The following is a 13,101-nucleotide window of genomic DNA, read 5'->3' on the forward strand; positions in this document are numbered from 1 at the left end:
TTAGATGGTGTTTTCTTTATTCCTCGTACATCTGTTCTATAATATCCTTGTAGTTCTTATAGATTATCGGACGACGTAGTTTCAGTGTGCTTGTAAGCTCTCCACTCTCTGCAGAGAAGTGATGTGGCAGCAGTGTAAAGCACTTAATCTGTTCGTACGGAGCAAGTAACTGTAACAAAGTTGCTATGCGTTCCTTCATCATTTTGTTTATTTGAGGATTCTTGCAAAGCGCTTCTCTGTCTTCATAAGCTATGTTATACTCCTTCGCCCAGTCCTCCAAGATTCTGAATTCGGGCACGATGAGTGCAGAAACATACTTGCGTTGGTCAGCAATAATAGCTACTTGGTCGACGAATTTGTCTACTAATAGCATGCCTTCTATCATTTGTGGGGCAATATACTTGCCATTTGATGTCTTGAAAAGGTCTTTTATGCGTTCCTTCAGATATAGTTCACCATCTTTAAAGTAGCCTGCATCGCCTGTACGGAAGAAGCCATCTTTAGTAAAAGCAGTCTCGTTGATGTGGTCGCGGCGGTAATATCCTGGCGTAATAGTTGGACCTTTGAGTAGAATTTCGTCGTTTTCTCCTATCTTTATCTGTAGTCCTTCTATAGGAATACCTACCGAGCCCACTGTGTAAGGCTTGCCTCTGTTGTCGCAACTAACCGTAGCAACACTCTCGGTGAGGCCGTATCCTGTTAGGATATCCAGTCCAATGCTGTGTACAAAGGTCTCTACTTCAGGCGAAATGTATGCACCTGCAGTTGGGAAATAGTTAGGGTTCTTCAGTCCTAACTGCTTACGAACGAGGCTAAGAACCGTTTTATTGAGCAGTTTGTACTCTAATTGCAAGTTCAAAGGCGGACGTTTACCACGTCCAAGATACACTACGTTGTGCTTGCGACCTACTTCCAAAGCATGTTCGAATACCTTTCGCTGCACGGCACTCGACTTTTCGATTTTCTCTTTCACTGCAATATAAACCTTTTCCCAAAAGCGTGGCACTGAAGCCATGCATGTTGGGTTGGTCTCTCGCATGCTTTCTTGAATCTCTTTAGGGTACGTATTCACAATCAACTCGCCTCCGTTACCTAATACTAAATAGGAGTAAGCGCGTTCAAAGACGTGTGCGAACGGAAGAAAATCTATTGCTCTGTCTTTCTCAGAAACTGGTACGCACTTGCTATTAGCGTCCATCGCTGCATTGTACATACCATGTGTGAGTATAACACCCTTACTATCGCCAGTTGTTCCACTGGTGTAGAGAATATTGCAAATGTCGTTATCGTTAGCTTCCGCCCATCGTTGTTCCACCTCAGACTGGCGTGGAAGTCCCTCGCCAAGCTTTAAAAAGTCTTCAAAGAAGATAGCATGCGAGTCGTGAGAGCTTATGCGTACACTTGGATCGAAGACGATAATGCGTTCTAATGTTGGGCAAAGAGCGAATATTCGATGCGCTTTATCGTACTGTTCCTGCTCTCCAACGAAGATGAAACGTATTCCAGCATCTTGTATCATGAACTGTATTTGCTGTTCAGAACTTGATGCGTAGAATGGAATAGTGGTAACACGAACACCGTATGCACCGAAGTCGGTATATAGATACTGTATGCAGTTCTGCGCAAACACTGCGATATTTTCCTGCGGTTTCAGTCCGAAGTTGAGCAAAGCGTTTGATACTTGCTTTACGCGCATGGAGAATTGGTTCCATGAAACCGACTTCCACTCGAGGCTCCCAAAGTTTCTAAACGTTATGACGGGCTTTGTGCCATATTTCTTTGCTTGCTCATGTATGAGTACTGCGTAGTGATATTTTGCCTGCATAGTTATTGTTTCTTTTAGCGGACACAAATGTCCAAATACCTTATAATCTATGCAAAAATAATAATTTTAAGTCATATAAGGAAATTATTTTAAAGTTATTATTATTTTACATCCACCTTTTTTAAGTGAAAACAGAACAATAAAACAGAAGAATAGCGCAACAATTACATAAAACGAGTATAGATATTGTAAAGAAAAGCTGCATGTTTAACGCTGCATTTTCTATTTGTTTACATTATTCCTGTGTCGGTATCCTTGTGTTGATTGCGTTGTTTATCGTTCTGTTTCCTATGTCCAAACTCTAAATTCCACGACAGATTGAAGGTTAAAAGATTACCTATCTCATGGTTACGCAGTACTATATTCTTCGTTACATAGCGATTTAATATGTGCGAATGTAAGTCTTTATGGTGTTGCATAAACGGATTTCGAAGGTAAAGTGATAGTTGTAGATCGCCCAAACGATAGCTACTGCCAATGTAGACATTACTTCCGTTGTGCGCAACCGTTTCTCCCTCGTTGAATTTCCAGCCGTTATCGGCATACGCTGTAAGTGTCCAACGACCTAAGTACGCCTGTATGCTGGCTTGAAAGTTGAATGTTGTAAGGCTATGCTTATAGTCGTCGCCTTCGTTAATGAAGCGATAGAGTCCTCCGACCAATGTTGTTTCGAGCACATCGGGTATGATTTTGAAGTTGAAAACATCTGAAATGCAGAACATTTCTATGCGTTTCTGGTTGGCTTGCATATAGTAGAACTGGTCGTTGGCATTGCGAACGTATTTAGACATATTGGGATTGGTGTTAAATCGCCAAAAGAAATCAATCATATTGTAGAATCGTTGGCTAACATAATTGACGTTTACGCTTTGCTGAACAACCTTGTTTGGTTCTATATTTGGGTTGCCCACACGCCATTCGCGGCTGTTCTCTCTGACTTTAGTATTACTAATCATTGCCATACGAGATATATGTTCGTAGATTTCGAAGCTATATCGTACTGAAAAAGCTTGTGTAACAGAATAGTTCAAGCTAAGTTTAGGGCGGAAAAGCCAATAGTTGTACTCGTCGGTTGCTTGCTTATAACCTGCGTGTGTAGCTCCAATACCGAACACATAGCCCAGTTTTTGCCAATTTCCCTTTACTTCCGTGAACATATATAACGTGGAATAGTCCATCTGGTTCAACGATTTTACGTCTCCAGTGTACTCGTTTCGTATGTACTTCAACGTACTATTGATACCTACCGATATGGTGAAAGGGCGCAACTGGTGCTCGTAAATAAGTTCAGAGTATAGCGAACGCATTCTACCATCTACATTATATATATAAGGTGAAACCTCTTTTAGGTATTCATTAGGCTTTGTTTCGATAATCGTACCCACCATATTGGCCGTAATATTGTTGCTTTTACCCAACTTTCGATAGTAATAAAGGTCGAGAATAGGCGAGAAGCTCCGTTCCGAACTGCGGTTTTCCGAGAGGAAATTGCCTTCAGGTGTAAGAGTCTGATAGGATTTATCTGCATTAGGACGATGGTTAAAGTTGCTTGATAGGTTGGCTTGGAATACGTAAGATAGTGCCGAATCGGCAAGACTATACTTTAGTTGAAGCTCATTTCCAACCGAACGGTTGCGGCTCGATAAGTCGGCTCGCTCGATACGATAGCGAGTGTTGTTGTTCAACAGATAGTCAGCCACCTCCTTAGTTCTACTGCCTTTGAAATCTTGATAATTGAAAGAATAAGAAAGCGAAAGCTCCGAATTGCCCCGATTGAGTTTTAGAAACGCAGTGTTATTGCTACTTTTAGCTGTTAAAGCATTGCTTATGTCAATGCCAACTGCCCCACCTCGCTTGCTTTTTACGGTACGAATGTTCAGCACATAGCCCACGTTCAGCCCATAACGGAGGCCAGGATTGTCGATAAATTCGATATTTTTCACCAGTTTAGGGTCCATATTGGTTAGCTCCGCCCTCGTTGCCACCACGCCATTGATACGAATTTGCACATCGCCGTTGTTGCTTAATGCTGTAATAGCGTGCATTGTCTCATCGACACGAATACGAGGCAGACTGAGTTTAGCCAACAAACTGTATCCGTTAGTAGAACTATTGCGCTGTTTTTGCGATGGAAAAATAAGTTGTCCGTCAGGCTTTTGCACCACTCTTGCAGCCTCTATCGTTACCTCCGACAGCTCTACGGGCTTTTGTTTCCTATCCGTTTGCACCGTATCGCAAACCTCTTTCTGTGTGAGATTGTGCTGTAAACACGCTGTATTCAGCGAAAAAGAGTAGGCAAATAAACCATATTGCCCTGTCATAGCAATTAAAAATAAAGCAAAAAATCGTTTCATCGTCATTGAATAAATTTAGTTTCGCTCCTCTGCAGTCGTATCATGGCATTACAAACGAGCGGTTATAGTTTATTTGACAAAGTTAGTTTGAACGGCAAAAAGTAAGGCAAAACAAAGCTGACAAGTGTCTGACATCTTGCTGAAACATAACCGACATAGTCTGATTCTACCTTTTGATGAAGAAAAAAACTCGATGCTAAAGCCCTGTTTTATGTACGAAGGAAATAGGATAAATATGTAAATAATTTTTCAAAGTAGTTGTGATGTGTAACAAGCTTGTTATCAACGTGTTGTAATACCCCTTGTTTTGCGTTGTAAAAGTGCCTGTTTTGCACGGCAAAAGAGCCTATATTGCAACGCAAAACAGGCACTTTTACCGTACGAAAGTGTTTGTATTGATTTCTTGTGCTTTTATTTTTACAAAATTGAAGTGTTTTTCTTACTGTTTTTCCAAACGATAATCGCCACCTCGTTCGGTAACGATGTTCAATCCGCCATACTTTTGCAGCACAGGCTTAATGCGTCGAATAAGTGTGTAAAGCGTTTCGGTAGCATCGGGTTTCTTAGGCCAAAGTGCATCGCAAATAGTTTGTTTAGACAACCGATAGTCGGCAGAAGCAACGAAAAGCTGCATGAGTTGCTGTTGCATAGGGGTGAAAGGAACAGGCATTTGCTTTAGGTTGTAGAACATATGCCTATCGTTTGAATAAATTAAACTACTTAATACGAGTGTGCCTAACCTACGTTTGCGCAGCCAATAAACCGAACTAGTAAGCCAAACGAGGGATAAAAGTAAGAGCAAAGCAGCAGAACGCTGGTTGGAAAGGCCGTAGATGGTGAGGGCAGAACAGGTGGCATACGACTGGAGAACAACGTTTCTGTTGTTGTATCCTATCCATTTCATAGGCTTACTGCATATTACTTTTGGCGTATTAGCAAGTGCATAAGTAACGAACGACTCGTTGCGAAGCACCTCAATCTTAAGGTTTTGCCGATAGTTCATAATAGTATCGGGCGTTATCCATGCTTCCTGCTGTTTGGAAACCGTTAGTTCTAATGCCTGATTCATATCATTTACAATCATATTTTTCGTACGATTGTAACTATTTATACTTGTTAATACCGATGATAAGACCAATGTTAGAAACACAATAACAGCTGTATAAGGTTTCATAAGCTCGATTTTCTGATTGTCAAAGCAAAGATACAAAATATTTTTAAATACTATATTGTTATGTGATAATATTATTTTTTTTGAAGAATAATAAACTTTTTATTATTTTAATTTGGTGCTTAATAATGAATATTATATCTTTGCAAGCACCGGAAATAACCTTTGAAGCATCACATAAAATAAGACATAATGAGAAAAACTTATCTATTTACACGAATTGTACCTGTTGTTACACATACAAACCAGTACACTTAAAGAGACTCATCTCGCTGTTTAGCCAACGTAATAGCTGGCAGATGATAACATTGTAGTTCGCTACAAATATCCTGAATTTATAATTTATCCTAACACAACATGAAAAGAAAAAAGCACTTTCTTACCGCTTTAGCCTTTGCAAGCACAATGGCTTTATCGGTATCGGCACAGACATTGCCGAAAACAGAGGCGACTTTCCAATTCGAAAAGTCGCTGCCAGGAGTAAAAAAACAGGACGTAAAGTTCAAAGAAGTCAAGACGTTCCCGTTGTTAAACCAAATGATGCTTCCTCAGTCAAAGTCGTCTTTGCTGCGCGAAGTGGTAGACGGAAGAATGTTGGTAACACCGAAGTTCAATAACGGACAGCTTTCGGTATTGCCTAATTTAGAGCTGTGGGCAAACATTTTGTCTAATAACTTCGTGGGAATCTGCTGGTTCAATCCTACACAAACCATCTCGTTCACTCCTTTAGCAGGCTATGATAAGGGGTATTTCAATGCAGGTAGCGGACTCGTTGAAGACGCTGAGCAGTTGCATGGTATCTATCTTGATACAACATACTCAGGTTGGGGAATCCTTCTTGTGGTTCACTTTGCTTACGATACCCGTACATGGGAGATGTTAGGCGAGCCAGAAGTAATTAGAGACTACCGTGTAGTAGCAACCGAAACAGCCAACGACCCACGCACTGGAGAGGTGTTTGGTCAGTTCTATAACTCTGATTTAACTCGCAGAGAGTTTGGTGTTATAGACTATCAGACCATGACCAGAACAACCGTAGGGCAATCGGCACACCAATATGTAGCCATGGGAATAACGAGCGATGGCGAGGCTTATGGTGTAGCTACCGATGGTAACTTCTATCATATCGACCGTTCTAATGGTAAGGAAACGCTCAAAGGCTCTACAGGAATACAAGTAGCACGCCACGACGGAAACGCTTATTTCCAGAGTGGAGAGATAGATCCGCGTACCGATGAGTTCTATTGGGCATCTGTAGACTCTACAGGCTTGTCAATGTTGTATACCGTTGATTTGGCAGACGGACACGTTACGCAAGTTAGTCCTATGGGTAATACCAACGTAATGGCACTTACAATACCTGCACCCAAGGCTGCTGACGGAGCACCAGATAAGGTGAAAAGCCTCTCTTACGAATTTGTTGGAGCATCGCTAACAGGTAAAATTAAGTTCCGCGCACCTGACGAAACCTTCGCTGGAAAGTCGTTGGACGGAACTCTTACATATAATATAACAAGCAATAAGAAAGAAGTTGCGACGGGAACAGTGCAGGCTGGAGATATGTGCGAAACCACTGTTACACTGCCAGAAGGTATCAATAAGATTGCAGTAACAGTAAGCAACATTGTCGGTCCAAGTCCGAAGGTAAAGAAAGAAGCTTACGTTGGTTTCGATACACCATTACCAGTGAAGAACGTAAAGCTTAATATTGATGCTGCTAACCTTGCAACAATTACTTGGAATGCGCCTTCTAAGGGTGTACATAACGGCTTCCTTGGTTCGCTGAAGTATGATATTTATAAGGTTGCAGACGGCGATACAGCTCTTGTTGCAACTGATTTTACAGGAACAACCTATACAGAAACTATTCCATCAGACCTTCTGAAGAAGTACAGATATGCTATTCGTGCAAAGAATGAAAAGCACGAAAGTACACTCGCATTGAGTAACGGACAGGCTGTCGGAACTGCTTTCCAAGTGCCATACTTCGACGACTTCCTAACAGAAGCAGACTCTGAGCTTTACACTATCATCGATTCTAACTTCGATGGACTTACTTGGAAGTGGCTAAGCGGTAGCACTAACTGCTTCTTCTATAAGCATAGTAGCGTCAAAGGAGACGACTGGCTCATCACACCTCCTATCCATCTTAAGGCAGGAAAGAACTATAAGCTTAGCTTCCGAGCACGTGCGGGACTAGCAAACTACCCAGAACGCATTGAAGTTAAATGGGGTAATGGCAATAAAGCAGCCAATATGACCAATGAACTTATTGCACCTACCGATTTGAAATCAATAGCTTATCAGTCTTATAGCAATACTTTCTCTCCAACAACAGATGGAGATTATCATTTCGGATTCCATGCAATTTCTGATGCAGAGACCTATTTCCTCTATATGGATTCGCTCTTTATCGAATCAACAGAAGCTTCAAGACCTGCAGCTGTAACCAATTTGAAGGCTACACCAGACCAAACTGGAACGCTCAAAGCTATCTTTACATTTAAAACTCCAACCAAAACAACAAGTGGTGATGCATTGTCTTCTATCTCGAAAGTTGAGATTCGTAAGGGTAATTACATCATTAAAACCATCGCAAATCCTGCTGTTGGCGCAACTATTACCGCAACCGACGATAAGGCAACAATGGGTGTTAGCGAATATTCTGTTGTTGCTTTTAACGGAGAAGAGCCTGGTGAACGTGCTGTTGTTAAGGTATGCGTTGGTATTGATAAGCCAGATGTACCATCAGTGCGTGTAGTTGACCAAACAACATCAGCAAAAATAACATGGCAACCAGTGAAGGGTGCTAACGGTGGAGTTATTATTCCATCGGAAGTAAGGTACGATGTATATAATGTAACAGAGGCTGGAGCTGTCGGAGAGAAGATTGGTTCAGTTCAAGGAGGCACCGAATACCTTGTAAACGGACTTCAAAACAACGAAGGAACACAAGATTATAAGCAGTGGGCAGTTAATGCTAACACTTCAATGGGCTCAAGTTTATATGGTGTAGGTGCTATTGTTGTAGGTGCGCCATACCTTCTTCCATTCCATAATAGCTTTAAAGATCTAACACTCGAAGGCCAATTCTTCGCTATTGAGCGTCCTAATAAGGAAATATCTTGGGATATTACAAACGACAAAACAATCGATAACGATGGTGGAGCGATAGCTTTCCGTCCTTCAAGACCAGGAACAGCTGCTATTGTTACAGGTAAGATTAGTATGCAAGGCGCAACATCACCAAAACTTCTTTTCGACTATTATGCACAGCCAGGAGCTAAGGGCTCTTTGGGTATAGAGTTAGTAAAGAAAGATGGTTCAACCATGGACTTCTGGACATCTGACTTCTCTACTATGCCTGCAGGAGCTGCAAAGTGGAACCATGTAATTCTTGATTTACCATCAGAACTTCTCAGTCAGGAGTATTTCCGAGTACGAATCCGTGGTGCTGCAACTGCTTCTCTTGAATCAACTCCTATCTATTTCGATAATATCAACGTTATAGACCCATTCCAAAAAGATGCTTCTATCTCAATGAACACTGTAGAAAGCGTTAAGAAAGGCCAGTCTATCAATCTTGATATTAGAGTTACAAACGTAGGTCTTGATAATATCCGTGGCTCAAAACTGATTGTAACAGCTAATAACAAGGAAGTTCATACTTCTACAATCGACGAAGATTTGTTGTTGATGCAACAAGTAAAGATTCCTGTAGCAGTAAAGACAACTTCTTTAGACGAGTCGCAAGAAATGAATATTGAGGCCAGAGTAGAGATGGCAAACGACCTTGAAACCAATAACAACACAACCAATTCGACAGTTAAATTGATAGCTGCGAAACTTGCAGGTCCAAGCGATGTTAAGGCAGGATCAGCAGGAGATAACAAGGTTAAGCTTACTTGGAAGGCTCCATACATTGAAACAAATGTTATAGAAGACGACTTTGAAAGTTACGATGCATGGTCTACTACATTTGGAGACTGGACAACTATTGATGCTGACCACGGCTATGCAGGTGCTCTTTCAGAGAAAGGAACATATCCACATCAAGACGAAAAGTTTGCATTTATGAATTGGCAACCAAGCGATGCCTTTGGTACTGGTCAAGGTTTGGCACCTCATTCTGGAAAACGAGCAGCTGTTGCTATTTATCAATTCAATAAGAGTGGAACAGAATATGTAAACGCTGACAACTGGTTGATTAGTCCATTGCTTTCTGGAAAGGAACAAACTATTCGCTTCTGGGTAAACAATATTAAGTCGCAAAGCACAGGTCGTGAGACCTTCGATGTATTGGCTTCATCGGTTGATACTGATACTTTGAACTTCGTAAAGATTGGTGAAACCCACGTACAAGAATCTGCTAAGTGGACAGAAGTTACTGTTAAGTTGCCAGCTGGAACCCGCTATTTTGCAATTCATCAGAATACTTCTAAGGAGCAAGCCTCTATCTTTATGATTGACGATGCAAGCTATGAAACTGGTAATATCCTATCAAGCTACAATGTTTATTGCAATAAAGAATTCAAAGGCAATACTGCTGAAACAAGCTTCACAGATATGGTAGACAATACAGATGTTATCCGCGATTATAGCATTACAGCTGTATATTTTGATGGTTCAGAGTCTGCTCCAGTAAGCATAGAAGTTTCAAACGATATTGAAACAATCAATCGTAATGAAACCATTGCTTACGATGTTTACACTCTCGATGGCATTTTGGTTCGCAAGAAATCTGAAAGCCTTCGCAATTTGCGTCCAGGCATCTACATTATTAATAATCGTAAGTGCATTATAAAATAAGTATTCTATAAAGGATTCAATAGATACAACATATATTTTATGTGAATCCTACTAATTAAGGACTGGCTCTTTCTTAAGGGTCAGTCCTTTGTTTTTATACAGTTCTAATATTTGTTAGAAGGTCAAACGACTGCTGTTGTGATAATCTACTTTGCTAAATATACTTTCAAAATAATATTAGTATGTTAGATTTTTTAGTCAAATGATAAACATTTTGTAATTAAAATTTGGTACTTCCTAGCGATTATTATATCTTTGTATGCATCGCAATTTACCTTTAAAACATCACAATTATGAGAAAAACCTATTTATTTACATTACTTGTATCTGTATTGTTTAGTTGCACTTTAAACGCACAAACAACAAAAACTGTAGATGTTACCCAACCAGGAACTTTGTCAGCAACACTTGGCGAGGACCTAAAGACGGTTAAGAACCTTACAGTTACTGGAAAAATTAACTCGTCCGATATTGACGGACTTACACAGGCAAGTGCGCTTGAAGTATTAAATCTTTTAGATGCAGCCATCGTAGATGCAGAAGGAAAGGAAACAACAGCATTTCCTGGTTACGTATTGCGTAAGCATTCGTCGCTAACGACACTTACATTCCCTAAAACGATAACATCGGTAGGTAATGGTGCATTCTTTAAATGCCTTAAATTAAAAAAGGTTATATTGCCAGAAACTATTAAAAAACTGAATGAAAGTGTCTTTATGAGTTGCTCTACTCTTGCCGAAATTAACTTTCCAAATGAACTGGAAAGCATAGGAAGAAATGCACTCTATATGACCGCAATTACAGAATTTGTTGCTCCAAAATCGTTAAAAATATTAGGCGACAATGCCTTATATGGTACACAAATTACGAAAGTCGTACTAAACGATAAGTTAGAGAAAATTGGTCAAGCTGCATTTGCTGCTTGTAAGCAACTTGCAAAGATAGAAATCGAAAATAATCCCAACTTTAAACTGGTAGATGGCGTGCTTTATAATGCTGATGAAACTACACTTGTTGTTTATCCGTTAGCAGATAAAAGGCCATTATACAAAACATTGCCAACAGTTACAACTATCTGTCAAGGCATATTTGAAGGTGCAGTAAACCTTAAAGATATTTATATTAACGAAGGAGTTAAAACGATTCCTGTTAGTTTATGCTGCAATGCCGAGGCATTAGAACGCATGTATTGGCCAGCTACTATTACCGAAGTGAAGGTTGGCGCAATAGATGGTTGCAAAAAATTACGCGAACTACACGTTGCTGCTATAAAGGCACCTGCTGCTGATACTGGAGCATTTGGCGTTATGTTTAAAAACTATACAGCTTACCTGTATGTTCCTTTTGGATCAAAGGCTAGTTACGAAGCAAACGAAGAGTGGAACGAAAACTTTTTAGGTATCAATGAGGAAAGTACAGAACCTAATACAATTGTTTTTAAAACCAATAGGGCTGTGGGCGACGTCCTATCATTGAAAGTTGGCGCAAAAGAAGGTGAAGAAATTAGAATAAAAGGTGCATCGTACAACGCTCAAGACCAATTGATCCTTACCGATACCGAAGTAACGCTTTACGGAAAAATTACGAAGATAGATTGTAGTAGCAACAGACTATCTTCAATTCTTATTGCCAATCAACCACAATTACGAGAAATCTACTGCGACGATAATGAACTTACAAAACTGGAAGCGAACTACGTGCCAGTATTAGCAACACTTTATTGTGGTAATAATAAGGAATTAGCGGAAGTAAACCTTAAATCTCTGCCTGCACTCGCTGATTTTAGTTGTTATGGCAATAAGATAAAACAACTCGATTTCAGCCAGAACCCATTGCTCACCTCGTTAATCTGTCGAGATAATCTTATTGAAGGTACACTTGACCTTAGCAAAAACCCAAAGGTAGAACAAGTTAATTGTTATAACAACGCAATATCTGAGATAAAGTTAGCACCACAATCAAGTTTACGACATATAGAAATGCAACGCAATAATATTAAAGGTACAAGCATGACAGAGTTTATGAAAGCACTACCTGTATATATTGCTTATGGTTCAGACGAATGGGACGACTATGGAGGACTAAATTTGCAAGGACTCTATGTAACAGAAATAACGGGCGCACTCGAAAAGAATTTGGCACTGGTAAGCGATGTAAAAATTGCCAAAGATAAGAATTGGCCTGTTTTTGCAATAGATATTGAAGAATATGGTTCAAGTGCACCAAAGCCTTATAACGGAACTGATGCAACAGGAATCAACACAACATCTGCAGAAGATAATATTAAGACTTACGTTGTTCATAACACGATAAACGTGGAAGGTATTGCCAATAGCGAAACTATAATGCTCTATGCTGCAAATGGCATGCTTGTTGATAAAACAATAAGTAAAAATAGTGTAGCAAAACTCGTCGCACAAGGCGCAGGCGTATATTTTGTGAAGTGGGCAAACACTACAATAAAAGTCATAGTTACAACTAAATAATAAGAAAGAAGTCCATCTATATAATAAAAGATGGACGTATAGAGAAGCATGTTTTATAGATGCGAGCCAACCTTTTGTTTCAGAGGTTGGCTCTTTATGTTCAGTATTTTTTAATGAGTATACGAAGGAGGGAAGAAAATCCAAAATTATCTAATGCACTTTGAGCTTAAGTTTCATAATTTCTTTTACTATAATGAGGAAATATTCTCAAATTATCAAGAGGTGGACTATAACTTTCAAGGAAGAGAATTACTATGAAGAAAATTTATAATTATAATCGCTCAAAACTTTAATTATAATTTCAAAATTTATAATTATAAATTTTATTTTTTTAATTATAAATTTTTGGACCTCTCTATCATATTGATTTTAAGCTGTTTAGCCCTCTCTTAAAAATCTACTATTCTCCTGATTCATAGTATATTATCCTGTAAATTATTTGCTTATATCTGCAAG

The 13,101-nt window shown here is 39.6% G+C and carries 5 protein-coding genes; 2 read left to right on the forward strand and 3 right to left on the reverse strand.

What is annotated here, in order from left to right; all coding sequences use genetic code 11:
• Positions 1 to 16 precede the first annotated feature (16 nt).
• The 3 genes from HXN26_RS06600 to HXN26_RS06610 all read right to left on the reverse strand — a co-directional run bounded on the left by HXN26_RS06600 (position 17) and on the right by HXN26_RS06610 (position 5,353).
• Positions 17 to 1,825, reverse strand: a complete 1,809-nt coding sequence (locus HXN26_RS06600) for an AMP-dependent synthetase/ligase (RefSeq protein ID WP_273159762.1) — start codon at positions 1,823 to 1,825, stop codon at positions 17 to 19.
• A 230-nt stretch (positions 1,826 to 2,055) separates the two neighbouring features.
• The gene (locus tag HXN26_RS06605) at positions 2,056 to 4,179 is read right to left on the reverse strand and encodes a TonB-dependent receptor (RefSeq protein ID WP_273159764.1); all 2,124 of its coding nucleotides are present in this window, start codon (positions 4,177 to 4,179) and stop codon (positions 2,056 to 2,058) included.
• A gap of 439 nt (positions 4,180 to 4,618) precedes the next feature.
• On the reverse strand, positions 4,619 to 5,353 hold the full coding sequence (locus HXN26_RS06610; protein ID WP_273159766.1) for a winged helix-turn-helix domain-containing protein: 735 nt from the start codon (positions 5,351 to 5,353) through the stop codon (positions 4,619 to 4,621).
• A 354-nt stretch (positions 5,354 to 5,707) separates the two neighbouring features.
• Here HXN26_RS06610 and HXN26_RS06615 point away from each other — a divergent pair, with 354 nt between their 5' ends.
• Positions 5,708 to 10,159 carry a choice-of-anchor J domain-containing protein gene (locus HXN26_RS06615; RefSeq protein WP_273159768.1) on the forward strand — a complete coding sequence of 1,484 codons (4,452 nt, stop codon included), beginning with the start codon at positions 5,708 to 5,710 and terminating at the stop codon, positions 10,157 to 10,159.
• Between the two features lie 293 nt (positions 10,160 to 10,452).
• Positions 10,453 to 12,645 carry a leucine-rich repeat protein gene (locus tag HXN26_RS06620; RefSeq protein WP_273159770.1) on the forward strand — a complete coding sequence of 731 codons (2,193 nt, stop codon included), beginning with the start codon at positions 10,453 to 10,455 and terminating at the stop codon, positions 12,643 to 12,645.
• Positions 12,646 to 13,101 lie beyond the last annotated feature (456 nt).

This window comes from Prevotella aurantiaca (assembly GCF_015262605.1).
Lineage (GTDB): Bacteria > Bacteroidota > Bacteroidia > Bacteroidales > Bacteroidaceae > Prevotella > Prevotella aurantiaca.